The 14,304-nt window shown below is 61.0% G+C and carries 17 protein-coding genes; 13 read left to right on the forward strand and 4 right to left on the reverse strand.

Annotation, left to right across the window (positions count from 1 at the left end; all coding sequences use genetic code 11):
* Positions 1-17: 17 nt before the first annotated feature.
* The gene (rsuA, locus tag I6L48_RS11325) at positions 18-710 is read left to right on the forward strand and encodes a 16S rRNA pseudouridine(516) synthase RsuA (protein WP_124244230.1); all 693 of its coding nucleotides are present in this window, start codon (positions 18-20) and stop codon (positions 708-710) included.
* Between the two features lie 97 nt (positions 711-807).
* On the opposite strand, the gene I6L48_RS11330 is transcribed toward rsuA, so the two are convergent.
* Positions 808-1,710 carry a DMT family transporter gene (locus I6L48_RS11330; protein WP_010675302.1) on the reverse strand — a complete coding sequence of 301 codons (903 nt, stop codon included), beginning with the start codon at positions 1,708-1,710 and terminating at the stop codon, positions 808-810.
* A 290-nt stretch (positions 1,711-2,000) separates the two neighbouring features.
* On the opposite strand from I6L48_RS11330, the gene I6L48_RS11335 reads away from it, so the two are divergent.
* Positions 2,001-3,638 (forward strand): peptide ABC transporter substrate-binding protein, encoded by a 1,638-nt coding sequence (locus I6L48_RS11335; RefSeq protein ID WP_216987238.1) that lies wholly within the window; start codon positions 2,001-2,003, stop codon positions 3,636-3,638.
* 10 nt (positions 3,639-3,648) lie between these two features.
* Positions 3,649-4,191, forward strand: coding sequence for a phosphodiesterase (gene yfcE, locus I6L48_RS11340; RefSeq protein ID WP_041214869.1), 543 nt, complete (start codon positions 3,649-3,651; stop codon positions 4,189-4,191).
* 43 nt (positions 4,192-4,234) lie between these two features.
* Here yfcE and I6L48_RS11345 read toward each other — a convergent pair whose 3' ends face one another.
* From I6L48_RS11345 to flgA, 3 genes are all read right to left on the reverse strand, one after another.
* Positions 4,235-4,651 carry a flagella synthesis protein FlgN gene (locus I6L48_RS11345; protein WP_216987239.1) on the reverse strand — a complete coding sequence of 139 codons (417 nt, stop codon included), beginning with the start codon at positions 4,649-4,651 and terminating at the stop codon, positions 4,235-4,237.
* Complete coding sequence (flgM, locus tag I6L48_RS11350) at positions 4,648-4,968, reverse strand: flagellar biosynthesis anti-sigma factor FlgM (RefSeq protein ID WP_010675298.1); 321 nt, start codon at positions 4,966-4,968, stop codon at positions 4,648-4,650. The genes I6L48_RS11345 and flgM overlap by 4 nt, the downstream gene beginning before the upstream one ends.
* A 94-nt stretch (positions 4,969-5,062) precedes the next feature.
* Positions 5,063-5,668, reverse strand: a complete 606-nt coding sequence (flgA, locus tag I6L48_RS11355) for a flagellar basal body P-ring formation chaperone FlgA (RefSeq protein WP_039040281.1) — start codon at positions 5,666-5,668, stop codon at positions 5,063-5,065.
* Between the two features lie 237 nt (positions 5,669-5,905).
* Between flgA and I6L48_RS11360 the strand changes: the two genes are divergently transcribed.
* From I6L48_RS11360 to I6L48_RS11405, 10 genes are all read left to right on the forward strand, one after another.
* The gene (locus I6L48_RS11360) at positions 5,906-6,817 is read left to right on the forward strand and encodes a chemotaxis protein CheV (protein WP_010675296.1); all 912 of its coding nucleotides are present in this window, start codon (positions 5,906-5,908) and stop codon (positions 6,815-6,817) included.
* Between the two features lie 17 nt (positions 6,818-6,834).
* On the forward strand, positions 6,835-7,659 hold the full coding sequence (locus I6L48_RS11365; RefSeq protein WP_010675295.1) for a protein-glutamate O-methyltransferase CheR: 825 nt from the start codon (positions 6,835-6,837) through the stop codon (positions 7,657-7,659).
* 61 nt (positions 7,660-7,720) lie between these two features.
* A complete protein-coding gene (gene flgB, locus I6L48_RS11370) occupies positions 7,721-8,122 on the forward strand; it encodes a flagellar basal body rod protein FlgB (RefSeq protein ID WP_010675294.1) in 402 nt (133 codons plus the stop codon).
* Complete coding sequence (gene flgC, locus I6L48_RS11375) at positions 8,119-8,538, forward strand: flagellar basal body rod protein FlgC (protein ID WP_005329775.1); 420 nt, start codon at positions 8,119-8,121, stop codon at positions 8,536-8,538. The genes flgB and flgC overlap by 4 nt, the downstream gene beginning before the upstream one ends.
* A gap of 90 nt (positions 8,539-8,628) precedes the next feature.
* The gene (locus tag I6L48_RS11380) at positions 8,629-9,366 is read left to right on the forward strand and encodes a flagellar hook assembly protein FlgD (RefSeq protein ID WP_010675293.1); all 738 of its coding nucleotides are present in this window, start codon (positions 8,629-8,631) and stop codon (positions 9,364-9,366) included.
* 10 nt (positions 9,367-9,376) lie between these two features.
* Entirely contained in the window at positions 9,377-10,723 is a 1,347-nt protein-coding gene (flgE, locus tag I6L48_RS11385) for a flagellar hook protein FlgE (protein WP_042017542.1), read from the forward strand.
* A 146-nt stretch (positions 10,724-10,869) separates the two neighbouring features.
* The gene (gene flgF, locus I6L48_RS11390) at positions 10,870-11,616 is read left to right on the forward strand and encodes a flagellar basal-body rod protein FlgF (protein ID WP_216987240.1); all 747 of its coding nucleotides are present in this window, start codon (positions 10,870-10,872) and stop codon (positions 11,614-11,616) included.
* Positions 11,617-11,630: 14 nt separating this feature from the next.
* Entirely contained in the window at positions 11,631-12,419 is a 789-nt protein-coding gene (gene flgG / locus I6L48_RS11395) for a flagellar basal-body rod protein FlgG (RefSeq protein ID WP_010675290.1), read from the forward strand.
* A 16-nt stretch (positions 12,420-12,435) separates the two neighbouring features.
* On the forward strand, positions 12,436-13,107 hold the full coding sequence (gene flgH / locus I6L48_RS11400) for a flagellar basal body L-ring protein FlgH (protein WP_010675289.1): 672 nt from the start codon (positions 12,436-12,438) through the stop codon (positions 13,105-13,107).
* Positions 13,108-13,167: 60 nt separating this feature from the next.
* The gene (locus I6L48_RS11405; protein ID WP_010675288.1) at positions 13,168-14,265 is read left to right on the forward strand and encodes a flagellar basal body P-ring protein FlgI; all 1,098 of its coding nucleotides are present in this window, start codon (positions 13,168-13,170) and stop codon (positions 14,263-14,265) included.
* Positions 14,266-14,304: the final 39 nt, after the last annotated feature.

Consider the following 14,304-nt stretch of genomic DNA (forward strand, 5'->3'; position numbering starts at 1 on the left):
GATTCCGAGGTTTTTGCATGCGGCTCGACAAATTTCTTTGCGATTGCTCCGATTTGACCCGTTCCCAGGCGGGCAAGCTGATCCGTCAGGGGGAAGTGCTGGTAGACGGCGTGCTGGTCAAGCAGCCCGCCTTTCACATCAATGAGCAACACCAGATCGAGTTTGACGGTGTGACCTTGACCCTGAACCTGCAGAATCGCTACTTCATGCTGCACAAGCCGGAAGGATATGTCTGCTCCAACGAGGACCCGGATCACGCCACCGTGTTCCACCTGCTCGACGAGCCGGCCATGGGCAAACTGCACGTGGTGGGGCGCCTCGATCTCGATACCACCGGGCTGGTGCTGATCACCGATGACGGCCAGTGGTCCCATCGCATCACGTCGCCCCGGCACGAGTGTGCGAAGACCTACCACGTCTGGCTGGCTGATCCCGTGAGTGAAGAGGCCATCTCGCTCTTTGCCGACGGTATCTACCTGCGCAACGAGAACGACAAGACCCGCCCTGCGGAGCTGGAAATCCTTGACGAGCGGGAAGCACGCCTGACCATCCACGAGGGCAAGTATCACCAGGTTAAGCGGATGTTCGCCGCCATCGGCAACAAGGTGATCGGGCTGCATCGGGAACGCATCGGCGATCTGGCTCTGGACGATGAGCTGGCACCGGGGGAATACCGGGAGCTGACCGAAGAGGAAGTGGCTCTGTTCTAGGGGCGCGCTCGCTTCTCTCCCTGTCCGGCGCGGGGGAGCATCGGCGGCTCAGTGCCGCCGATGGGCGTGTTGGTCCTTCCAGCAGGATAGACGGGGCTCAGTTCCCCATTCCCAGCACCAGGGCCGTGCCCAGGGTGGCCAGCAGGGCACCGGCCCAGGCGGGGAGCGAGGGACGCATCCCCGAGTGCCACCACAGCAAGGGCAGCAGAATGACCGGTGTGGTGGAAGACAAGATGGCCACCATGCCCACATCTCCCTGACGCAGGGCCACCAGGATCAGGGTCATTCCCAGCGTCATCGCCAGAAATCCGTTGATGCCTATCATGCCGAGCACCTGCCGGTTGATGGGGTTGTGCGGCATGGCGAGCGGCAGGCGCAGCGCCCGCAAGACGCAGTGTGCCAAGAGGGCGCTGCCCATGCGCACGCCGGAAGCGCTCACCGCGTCCACGGTGCCGCTCATCATCACCGGCTTGGCGATGATGGCTCCGAGGCTCTGGCACAGGGCTGCGGTGAGGCCAAGGGCTATGCCGACCACGAGGCGGCCGCGCACCTGCTCCCATTCGTTCTGCTGATTGTCGCCACGACGACCAAACAGGATGGCGAGCATGACCCCGGCCAGGACCAGCAAGGCGCCCGGCAGGCGCCAACCATCGAGCCGCTCGCCAAAGAGCCAGAGCCCGAGCAGGGCGGAGAAGAGGGCGTGGCAGGAGAAGAGCAGACCGCTGCGCCTGGGGCCGAGTCGGTTCATGCAGGCAAAGAGGGCGGTGTCGCCGACGAAGATGCCGATGAGGCCGGAGAGGGCCAGCAGGGGAAGGGCGCTCTCGGTGAGGGTCTGCCAGCCTCCCGTCACCAGACTTGCGCTGGCCAGCATCAGGCTGACCAGGAACATCCGCCAGCGACTGTAGGCAAAGGCCCCCAGATGGCGAGCCGGTTTGACGGAGATGAGGGCGGCGATCGCCCATAAACTGGCGGCAGCCAGCGCCAGCCATTCGTAACCCATAAAGACCCCTGAAACGGTAGACGACAACCGGACTTGCAGGCGACACATCGCCCCGGGCCGATTGCCAAGGGGGCAGGGGAGTGCGCCTTCTGGCGATTGCGCCCACCCGTGGCGGCCGTGTCGTCATAAAACCTTGAAAAAAATAGCCCGAAAGACTCCCTCTATCGGGCAGGCCCGATACAATACGGGTCGTCTTCGGGGATAACAAGCGCGGCATGATGCATTCGGTTCCAGGCGCGCCGCCGGCCTTCCCCCCATTGCAGTCAAAAGAATTGAACGAGGTTGATGTCATGTTTTACCGTTTCGCCGCCAGGCCAGCCCGCCGCTGGCTCTCTCCCTTGCTGTTCGGGTTGATGGCGGTGCCGCCGCTTCAGGCCACTACCGTGGTGCAGCAGCCCGTGCTGTCGGACAGGCAGACCCTGGTCAAGGGCAATGGCGCCGAACCCGAGTCCCTCGATCCGGCCCTGATCCGCTCCGGTTTCCCGGGGGAGGTGGTGCTGGTGGACCTGTTCGAGGGGTTGGTGAGCGAGGATGGTCAGGGCAAGATAGTGCCCGCCCAGGCCCAGCGCTGGGAGACCAGCGAGGATGGGCTGGTGTGGCGCTTCTTCCTGCGCCCCCAGCTCAAATGGTCCAACGGCGAGCCCCTCACCGCCCGGGATTTCGTCTACGCCTGGCGGCGGCTGCTGAACCCGGCGCAGGCTTCCCCCTCCGCCGGCCTGCTGCTGGCGACCGGCATCAACAATGCCCAGTCCATCTATGCCGGGGCGCTCGACCTCGATGCCCTGGGGGTGGAGGCAGAAAGCGACCAGATCCTGAAAGTGACCCTGGAGCGCCCTGTTCCCTTTTTCCTGCAACTGGTCAGCCAGCGCCCCTTCGTGCCGGTCAACGAGCGGGTCATCGCCCAGTTTGGCAAGCAGTGGACCCAGCCAGGCAAGATGGTGAGCAATGGCCCCTACAAGCTGGCGAGCTGGGTGGTGAACGAGCGCATCGAAGCCGAACGCAACCCCCAGTACTGGGATGACGTCCATACCCGGATCCAGCGGGTGACCTACCTGCCGCTCGCTTCCCAGCATGGGGAGCGGCTGCGTTACGAAGCGGGGGAGATCCAGCTCACCAACAAGGTGGCGCTGGAGTACTACCAGAAGACCATGCAGGAGGCACCGGAGCGGATCTGGGGTCTGCCGCTGCTTGGCACCTATCTTTACACTTTCAATCTCAATCGCCCCGAGTTGCAGGATGTGCGGGTGCGCCAGGCGCTCTCCATGGCCATCGATCGCCACCTGCTGACCGAGAAGGTGAGCGGCCAGGGGGAGCGCTCTGCCTGGTCACTGCTGCCCGCCATGCCGGGTTATGACGAGCTGGATATCCCCCTCTCCCGGGAAGACCAGCCGACCCGGTTGGCCCGGGCCGCCGCGCTGTTGACCCAGGCAGGCTACAACAGCGCCCATCCCCTCAGGCTGACGCTGACCTATAACACGTCGGAGAACCACAAGAAGCTGGCCCTGGCGGTGGCGGCCATGTGGAAACCGCTGGGGGTCGAGGTCTCCCTCAACAACATGGAGTGGAATGCCTATCAGGTGACCAAGGACAGTGGTGATTTCATGCTGGCTCGTTCATTTTTGTTTGGTGATTATGTCGAGCCATCGTCCATGCTTGGCAGTTTCCGCTGCCAGGATCCCCAGAACGAGAGCGGCTACTGCAACCCCGCCTTCGATGGTCTGCTGCAGCAGGCCTCCGAGACCCTGGATGCCAACGCCCGGTCCGGGATCTATCATCAGGCCGAGCAACTGCTGATGGAGGAGGTGCCCGTCATCCCCGTCTATCACTACAACCAGATGCGACTGGTGGACCCGGCACTGCGCGGCTTGCCGAGCCGCAACCTCAAGGGCGCCATCGCCACCAAGGATCTCTATTTCAGCCAGCCATGAGGAGTGTGGAATGAAGATTGCCATTATCTCGGATCTGCACGGCAGTCTGACTGCCCTCGAGCAGGTGCTGGCGCAACTTGTTCCCTGGCAGCCTGATCACTATCTGCTGCTCGGGGATCTGCTCAATCACGGGCCGCGCAATCCGGTGCCGGCGGGGTATGATCCTGCCGCCGTGGCGGCAAGGCTCAACGAGCTGGCCCCCCGCATCATGGCGGTGCGTGGCAATTGTGATTCGGAGGTGGACCAGATGCTGCTCCACTTCCCCATCACTGCGCCCTACAACCAGCTGCTGGTGGATGGGCGGCGCTGGTTTGTCAGCCACGGTCATCTCTATGAGCCCGGCAACGTGCCCCTGCCAGCAGGGAGCCTGTTCATCAGCGGTCATACCCATGTGCCTGTGCTGCGCCAGGAGGGAGAGATTTTCCTGATGAACCCGGGGTCTATCTGTTTTCCAAGGGACGAGTGGGTGGCCAGTTATGGGCGCTATGACGAGGGCTGCATGAGCATCCATGCCTGCAAGGATGGAGAAACCCTGATGCAGCTGGTGCTCTGACTAGGGGCTGACAAGGAGAGGAAATCAGAAGGGGGAGAGGAGATCAGGCCTTGATCCCGAAAGAGCGGGTGCCTGAGCGGGTATTGCCCTTGGCGTCATAAGTCAGGGAGCTGCTGTCTCTGAGCTTGCTGAGGAAGCTGGCGAGACGGCGATTGGAGACAATGCTGAGTTCGAGCAGACGACCGTTGAGGTTGTTCTGCTCCTGACAGGCTTCCAGCTTGGCTTGCAGGGCCTGCAATTGGGTCGGGAAGGCGCCCAGCTGTTGCAGCAGGTCGGGTAGCTCCGCTAGAGTCTTGTCCAGCGTCTCGATGGCCACCAGCAGTTGCTGCTTGCGATCGGCGAGTGCCGGCAAGGCAAGGGCCCGGTGAGCCTTGAGCAGGTCGAACTCCTCTGCCAGCAAGCCTTGCATCTGGGAGAGGTTGTCGTCCTGAGCGCGCAGCAGCGAAGGGAGGTCCATCATCCCAACCGTTTATCCAGATCGGCTTCGAAGCTGAACATCTTTCTGGCCACGGCTTCGCTGTTGACCTTGTACTCCCCACTGGCCACGGCCTTCTTCAGGCTCTCGACGCGGCTCTCGTTACCGGTGGAGGCGGTGTTGAGGGTCTTCTGCATCTGTTGCAATTGCTGCGCCTCACTGGTCAAGGAGACAGAGTCGCTCTTGACGGTCGTCGCACGGCTGCTCTCGCTGGAGGTCGCCGACTTGGTGGCTACACCTTGACTGCTTCCGCTGTTTTGCAGGCGGTTGTTAGCCAAGTTGTTGATATTGTTGATAGCCATAAGGTTTACCTTCGTCTGCTTTGCTGTTCGCTTACCTGTATATCGGTGACGGCGGTCAGAACTTTAGAAAAAAATTGCGCAGTGCATTCATGTGTCAGAATGTCACGACCACGGAGCCCACTGCACTGACCTGGCCTTGCACCGTTCTGCCCGAGCGCGTGTTGACAAGCCGGATCATGTCTCCGAAGCTGCCATCTTGCAAGGCGCGGGCCATGGTTTTGATCTGCATGCTGCTGTTTTCGGCGCTCAGGGTGACCTGGTCCCCCTTGCAGACCACGCATACCTGGGTGAGCCTGATTGGCTGGCCCGGTTTGAGCTCACGCTTGCTGCGTACTCCGATGAGGGCGGTCGGGTCGGTAAGGTAGTCGCCACGGATCAGGGTCTGGTCCTGGTATGCCAGGGTCAGCATGGGTTCACTCAGAATGTCTCCCTTGGCAACCGGGACGGCGACGGTGACATAGGGTTTCTGGATGCTGACCCGGACCGGTAGATAGAGATCCCAGGATTTCTCTCCCTCGCACTTGAGGTAGACGGTGGTGTTGCGACGGATCTCCATCCTGGCGGGGAGGGAAATGGTGAGGGCATCTTCGCAGCGCGTGAGGGGGAGGCGCTCGTCAATGGTACCGGCCTTGACGTCGGCCTGTGCATCGAGGGGAATATCGAGCTGGTCGAGCACGAACGCCTGTGCCTGTTCTTGCAGATAGTCGGTGACCTCGGACGCCATGGCGTGAGACAGACTGCAAAACGGCAGTAAGATAAGGAAAAGTCTACTAATCATTTTTGCTTACCGGTCGATAAGTTATTCACGTATACCACCGTAGTTAACTATGCTTGCTCCAGAATTATTCGGTTGTTGAAACAACGATGATCTGATGCAAGCCAATGTGCATGCATAATGACATGCACGATCAGTGCCAAGCATTTTTAGGGAGTGTTTATGGCGAGTATTCTGGACTCGGTCAACCAGCGAACCCAGCTAGTGGGACAAAACAGGCTGGAGCTGCTGTTGTTTCGTCTCAATGGACGTCAAAGATTTGGCATCAACGTATTCAAGGTACGCGAGGTGCTGCAGTGTCCCCCTCTGACCGTCATGCCCAAGCTCAACTCCTGCATTCGCGGCGTGGCACATATCCGTGGCCAGACCATCTCGGTGATCGATCTCAGCATGGCGATGGGCAAACGCCCCATCCAGGACCTCTCCAAGTGCTTCATCATCATCTCCGAGTACAACCGCTCCATTCAGGGGTTCCTGGTCCACTCGGTCGAGCGCATCATCAACATGAACTGGGAGTCCATCCTGCCGCCACCCAAAGGGGCAGGTCGCATCAACTACATGACGGCGGTGACCGAGGTAGATGGTGAGCTGGTGGAGATCCTGGACGTGGAGCGCATTCTCAACGAGATCTCGCCGGTCTCCACCGAGGTGTCCACCGAACTGGTGGAAGCAAGCGTGGAGCGCAATCCTCACGGGCGTCCCGTGCTGGTTGCGGACGACTCTTCGGTTGCGCGCAAGCAGGTTCAACGGGCACTGGAGGCTATCGGGGTGCAATGCGTGCTGGCCAAGGATGGACGGGAAGCGCTCAACATGTTGCTGGAGATGTCCAAGAACGGTCCCATCAAGGATCAGATAGCCCTGGTCATTTCGGACATCGAGATGCCGGAGATGGACGGTTATACCTTCACCGCCGAGATCCGCAACAATCCCAACCTCAAGGATTTGCATGTTATCCTGCACACTTCCCTCAGTGGGGTGTTCAATCAGGCCATGGTGCAGAAAGTCGGAGCGAACAATTTCATTGCCAAATTCCAGCCGGATGAATTGGCCAAGGCCGTACAAGGCGCTCTCTAATCAAGAAGAACAACTGCATGAAGACACTTTCGGACGACTTATACAGGCAATTCAGCAATTTTCTGGCGCAACAGAGCGGCATAGTGCTGGGTGACAACAAACAGTATCTGGTCAAGAGCCGCCTGTCGCCCTTGATGACTCAGTTTGGTATCGAGAGTCTGTCTGATCTGGTCACCCGGGCGATGAGCGTGCGCGAGCGGGAGCTCAAGATGGCGGTGGTCGATGCCATGACCACCAACGAGACTCTGTGGTTTCGCGATACCTATCCGTTCCAGCTGCTGAGCGACAAGATTTTCCCGGAGCTTGGCAAGAGCGGTCGTCCCATCAAGATATGGTCTGCCGCCTCTTCATCCGGGCAGGAACCCTACTCCATCGCCATGACGGCGCTGGAGCAGCAAGTCAAGCGGCCGGGTACCTTGCCGGGCGGGGTGCAGATAGTGGGGACCGATATCTCCAGCACCATGCTCAACCAGTGCAAGGAGGGTGTCTACGATAGCCTGGCGCTGGCTCGCGGGCTCTCCCCCGAGCGCAAGCGACTCTTTTTCGAACCCTGTGGCGACAACAAGATGCGGGTGGTGGAGCGTGTCAGAAAATTGACCAGCTTCCGTCCCCTCAACCTGCTGGAGAGCTACAGCCTGCTCGGCAAGTTTGACATCATCTTCTGCCGCAACGTGCTCATCTACTTTGCGCCCGAAGTGAAATCCAAGATCCTCAACCAGTTCGCCAGCAGCCTCAATCCTGGCGGCTACCTGATGCTGGGGGCCTCAGAGTCTCTGGCCGGCCTCACCGACAAGTTCGAGATGATCCGCTGCAACCCCGGCATCGTCTACAAGGTCAAATAAACCCGCTCAATACCCTCTTGGCACACCTCTTGCTAAATATTCATGAAGCAGGAGGTGTGCTATGGCAATTTCATTCGACAAGGCATTCGGTGTTCATCAGTACACGCTGAGCGTGCGCGCCAAGCGTGCCGAGGTGTTGTCCAGCAACATCGCCAATGCGGACACGCCGGGCTTCAAGGCCCGTGACATCGACTTCTCACAGGCGTTGCAGGATGCCCAGGGCCAGCAAGGGTTCGGGCTCAGCACCACCAGCGAGAAGCACTTCGCCTTGCAGATGGATACCCCGGGCACGACCCAGTACCGCAATCCCCTGCAACCGGATACCGGTGACGGCAACACGGTGGACGTGCAGCAGGAGCGCAGCGAGTTCCTGCGCAACAGCCTCGAATACCAGGCCTCCCTTGAATTCATGAACAGCAAGATAAGCGGCCTGCTCAAGGCACTGAAAGGAGAGCAAGGATGAGTTTGTTCAAGGTCTTTGACATTGCAGGCTCTGCCATGAGCGCGCAGTCCGTTCGCCTCAACACGGTGGCGAGCAACATGGCCAACGCTGACAGCGTCAGCTCCAGCGTGGAAAAAACTTACCACGCCAGGCGGCCAGTCTTTGCCGCCCAGCTGGATCAGGCCATGTCCGACAAGCAGGCCTCGGTCGGGGTGGATGTGAAGGGCATCGTCGAGAGTGATGCGCCCCTGCTCAAGGAGTACAACCCGAATCACCCCATGGCGGACAAGGATGGCTTCATCTTCAAGCCCAACGTCAACATGGTGGAAGAGATGGCGGACATGATAGCGGCGTCGCGCAGCTACCAGACCAACGTCCAGGTGGCCGATGCGGCCAAGAAAATGTTGCAGCAGACCCTGGGTCTGGGCAAGTCCTGACAGAGGTGAACCCGGATGAGAGTGACCCGTGATCGCCTGCCAGGCGGCAACAATCGGCCCAGTGGGCACGCCCTAGAGGGGGGAGCATAAGTGGCAGATACCTATGACAGCCTGCTGGGCGTCAACCGGACGACGTCGGCCCAGACCAGTACGGTCAACACCAGTACCCAGAAAAAGGAGCTGGATCAGGAGTCCTTCCTGAAGCTGCTGACCATGCAGCTCTCCTATCAGGATCCGTTCAAACCGGTGGACAACGCCCAGATGCTTTCCCAGATGACCTCGATGTCGACGTCTCAGGGGATCAGCAGCCTCTCCACCCAGATGGAGAGCCTCAACAGCCTGATGACTTCCAGCCAGGCGCTGCAGGCCTCCGCGCTGGTGGGGCAGAACGTGCTGATCCCGTCCAACACGGGTTACGTGGAGAAGGGGGGCACCCTCACGGGGGTCATCGCCACCGGCGATGGCGGCAGCAACATCAAGGTGACGGTGAAGGACGAGAGCGGCCAGGTCATCAGGGAGTTCGCCATCGAAGGGAGCCACAAGGGGAACGTGGCCTTTGAATGGGATGGCAAGGACAAGTCCGGCAACCAGGCCAAGAGCGGCAAATATTCGATAGAGGCGCATGCCACCGTCGACGGCAAGTCGGAGAGCGTCCCCGCCCTGACTTACGCCAAGGTGGAGAGCGTCACCCTGGGAACGAGCACCAACCCCAGCACCCTCAAACTCAAGGGACTGGGCGGCATCTACCTGACCGATGTATTGGAAATTGGCGCGACGACCGGCAAGACCACCACCCAGTCGGCTTCGTCCTCTAACGCAGTGATCTAAGGAGAAAGACATGTCATTCAACAATGCCCTCAGCGGCATCAATGCGGCTCAAAAAGACCTGAACGTCACCGCGAACAACATTGCCAACGTCAATACCACCGGCTTCAAGGAGTCCCGTGCCGAGTTTGCCGACGTCTACGCCAACTCCATCTTCGTCAACGCCAAGACCCAGGTCGGCAACGGGGTGGCGACTGGCGCTGTGGCTCAGCAGTTCCACCAGGGCGCGCTGCAATTCACCAACAACGCACTGGATCTCGCCATCCAGGGCAACGGCTTCTTCGTGACCTCGGACGGCCTGACCAACCTGGATCGCACCTACACCCGTGCGGGCGCCTTCAAGCTCAATGAAAGCAGCTACATGGTCAGCAACTCCGGCGGTTATCTGCAAGGGTACGAGATCAACTCTGACGGCACCCCCAAGGCGGTGAGCATCAACGCCACCAAGCCCATCCAGATCCCGGACAAGGCCGGTGAGCCGGTGCAGACCACGACGGTCGAAGCTGGTTTCAACCTGCCTTCCAGCACGAAAACGCTGATGGATGTCAATGCCTCCAAATTCGATCCCACTGACTCGACCACCTACTCCTCCTCCACCTCCGTGGTGGTCTATGACTCCCTGGGCGAGCCACACACCATCACCCAGTACTTCACCAAGGAAGCTGATCCGGCCGATCCTACCCAAGCGGCGGTGCCGACTGCCTGGCGCATGTACCTCTATGAAGGGGACAAGCCCATCGACATCGTAGGCGGTACGGCCACCACCATGGCGACCGGTCTGAGCCAGGCTCCCCTGAGCGCCCGGGTGACCTTCGATGCCTCCGGCAAGATGGTCACACCCACCACCCCGGCGGTCATCAAGACGGAACCCCTGGGGGCGGCGGGGGCCGGTATCATCACCAATGGCGCCGATGGCACCCAGGAGATTGAGTTCAAGCTCGGTACCGTGACCCAGTACGCCTCCCCCTTTGAAGTGAGCAAGCTGACCCAGGACGGCTCCACCGTCGGTCGCCTGACCAAGGTGGAGATCGGGGCGGATGGCATAGTCTCCGCCACTTACAGCAACGCCACCACCGTCAAGGTGGCCATGGTGGCCATGGCGAAGTTTGCCAATGCCCAGGGTCTCACCCAGGTCGGCGACACCTCCTGGCGCCAGTCCCTGCTCTCTGGCGATGCCTTGCCCGGCACCCCGAACTCCGGCACGTTCGGCTCCATCAAGTCGTCGGCACTGGAGCAGTCCAACGTGGATCTCACCACCGAGCTGGTCGATCTCATCACTGCCCAGCGCAACTTCCAGGCGAACTCCCGTTCCCTGGAAGTGAACAGCTCCCTGCAGCAGAACATACTGCAGATCCGCTAAGACGGCGGGTAGTTGGCAGGGGCGCTTCGGCGCCCCTTGTCATTTCCGTCCCGCCTCATTTCCTCCTTTCTTTCCGTCTTCGTCATCTCTCTTGGCATTCAACTTGCAGTTGAGCTGTGAGAGTCATCTGTTTGACGGAGGATCCCATGGATCACCTGCTTTACATCGCCATGTCCGGGGCCAAGGAGAACATGAACAGCCTGGCTGTTCGTGGCAACAACCTTGCCAACGCCAACACCATTGGCTTCAAGTCCGACTTCGAGCAGGCGCGCAGCATGCAGGCGTTTGGCGAAGGGCTGCCCACGCGGGTGTTCGCCATGACCGAGCGGCCGGGCCAGAACCTGCAGCACGGCATGCTGATGACCACGGGTCGGGATCTTGACGTTGCCGTCGATGGGCCGGGCTGGATTGCGGTGCAGGATCCCAACGGCGCGGAAGCCTATACCCGCATGGGCAACCTGCAGCTCAATGCCACCGGCAATCTGCAGACTTCCACCGGTCTGAATGTGGTGGATGATGCCGGTCAGCCCATCGTGCTGCCCCTGCCCATGGAGAAGATCGAGATCAATCGTGACGGTACCATCAGCGGCCGCCCCGAGGGGGCAGCCGCCAACCTGCCGGAAGATTTCCAGCGTATCAAGCTGGTCAACCCGGCGGCAGATGCGGTGCAGAAAGGCCAGGACGGTCTGTTTCGCCGCAAGGATGGCCAGAGTGAGGCCGCGTCTGCGGATGTGGGCCTGATCGCCGGCTCCCTCGAGGGGAGCAACGTCAACGTGGTCGACGAGATGACCAACCTTATTCGCTTGCAACGCCAGTTTGAAACTCAGGTCAAGATCATGAAGACCGCCGAGGAGAACGACGAGGCACAAACCCAGCTGCTGCGTATCAGCTAATCAAGGAGCACACCATGAATCCTGCACTCTGGATCAGCAAGACCGGCCTCGATGCCCAGCAGACCAACATATCGGTCACCTCGAACAACCTGGCGAACGCCAGCACCGTGGGCTACAAGAAGGCGCGGGCCATCTTCGAGGATCTGCTTTATCAGAACATCAACCAGCCTGGCGGTCGCTCCTCGGCGGACACAGAGCTCCCTTCCGGCCTGATGCTGGGGGCGGGGGCCAAGGTGGTCGCCACCCAGAAAAACCACAGTCAGGGCAACGTCCAGACCACGGACAACTCCCTTGACCTGATGATCAGCGGTCGCGGCTACTTCGAAATCCAGCTGCCCGATGGCAGCGCCGCCTATACCCGTAACGGCCAGTTCACCCTGAACGACGAGGGGACCATCGTCACCCCGGGCAACGGTTACCCGCTGCAACCGGAGATCCAGATCCCCGAGAACGCCCAGAGCGTCACCGTGGGGGAGGATGGCCAGGTCTCCGTCCAGCTCAAGGGAGATGGCCAATCCCAGGTGGTGGGCCAGATCAACACCACGGACTTCGTCAACCCCACCGGCCTGCAGCCCATGGGGGAGAACCTCTTCCTCGAGACCCAGTCCAGCGGCGCCCCCATTCAGGGGACAGCCGGTGCGGACGGGCTGGGGGTGATCAAGCAGGGGATGCTGGAGACCTCCAACGTCAACGTGACCGAGGAGCTGGTGAATCTCATCCAGGCTCAGCGGGTCTACGAGATGAACTCCAAGGTCATCTCCGCCGTCGACTCCATGATGTCCTTCCTGACCCAGCGGACCTGATGAAAGGAGTGTCATGATGAAAGCCATATGGATGCTGGGACTGCTGACGCTGGCGGGTTGCACCAGTACCCCCAATACCGCCAAACCGGATGACCCGGATTTCGCCCCCGTCTACGGGGAGTCGGAGCCGGTGTCGGTGCGCCCGACCGGTGCCATCTTCCAGCCCGAGCAGGTCAACGGCATCTACTCGGACATCAAGGCGCACCGGGTGGGTGACATCATCACCATCCAGTTGGCGGAGTCGACCTCGGCGTCGAAAAAGGCCAACACCCAGAGCGGCAAGGACAACAAGCTGGCGCTCGACCCCGTCACCCTGGGTGGCGTGCCGGTCACGGCGGGGCCCTACGATCTGTCGGCCTCCATCGGCCAGAACAGTGCCTTCAAGGGGCAGGCCAAGGCGGATCAGAGCAACAGCCTGCAGGGCAACATCTCGGTCAGCGTGGTCAAGGTACTGCCAAACGGCAACCTGCTGGTGCGCGGCGAGAAGTGGATCATGCTCAACAATGGCAACGAATACATCCGCATCACCGGTCTGGTGCGCCCGGAGGACGTGAGCTCGGAAAACAGCGTCTCCTCCCAGAGGGTGGCCAATGCGCGTATCTATTACGGCGGTACCGGGGATCTGGCGAACACCCAGGAACAGGGCTGGCTCACCAGCTTCTTCAACGGCCCCTGGTGGCCCATTTAAGACTCAATAGTCCGGGGCGTTCACGGGCCCTGGATCAGGAAGGTTTTGTTAGGAGATGTCATGAACCGATTCCGTCTGCTTGCCCTGCTGTGCTGCCTGCTGCCCTTCGGGCTGGCGCACGCATCCCGCATCAAGGACCTCGCCTCGGTGGAAGGAGTGCGCAGCAACCAGCTGATCGGTTACGGTCTGGTGGTGGGCCTGCCCGGCACGGGGGAGAAGAACAACGCCTTCACCGAGCAGACCTTCAGGACCATGCTCAACAACTTCGGCATCAAGGTGCCTGACAACATCAAGCCCAAGATCAAGGACGTGGCGCCGGTGGCCATCCACGCGGATCTGCCCCCCTTCTCCAAGCCGGGCCAGACCATAGACGTCACCGTCTCCGCCATCGGCGAGGCGAAAAGCCTGCGTGGCGGCACCCTGCTCCAGACCTTCCTGAAAGGGCTGGATGGCCGCGTCTATGCGGTGGCCCAGGGCAGCCTGGTGGTCGGTGGCCTCGGGGCCGAAGGGGCGGACGGCTCCAAGGTGGTGGTGAACACGCCCACAGTGGGGCGCATCGCCAACGGGGCGACCGTGGAGCGGGAGGTTCCCAACTCCTTCAGCCAGGGCGACACCATCACCTTCAACCTGAACCGGCCGGACTTCACCACCGCCCGCCGTCTGGCGGACGTGGTCAACGATCTGGTGGGTCCGAACACCGCCCAGGCGATGGACGCCACCTCCATCAAGGTATTCGCACCGAGGGATCCGGCCCAGCGGGTCTCCTACCTCTCCACCATCGAGAACCTGGAAGTGGACCCGGCGAGCGAGTCCGCCAAGATCATCGTGAATTCGCGCACCGGGACCATCGTCATCGGCAGCGAGGTCAAGCTGCGCCCGGCGGCCATCAGCCACGGTGGGCTGACGGTCACCATCGCCGAGAACCAGCAGGTCTCCCAACCCAATCCGCTCGCTGGCGGGCAGACGGCGGTCACCAACAACTCCACCATCAACGTGCAGCAGGATCCCGGTCGGATGTTCAAGCTCGATACCGGCGCGACCCTGGACGATCTGGTGCGGGCGGTGAATCAGGTGGGGGTCGCCCCCGGGGATCTGATGGCGATCCTGGAGGCGTTGCAGCAGGCGGGCGCGATCCAGGGCCAACTGGTCATTCTGTAATTTCGTGAGCGGCAAGCGGTTGCCACGGGCGGCAAAGAG

Origin of the sequence: Aeromonas sp. FDAARGOS 1418 (assembly GCF_019048585.1) — a bacterium.
Classification (GTDB): Bacteria; Pseudomonadota; Gammaproteobacteria; order Enterobacterales; family Aeromonadaceae; genus Aeromonas; species Aeromonas caviae.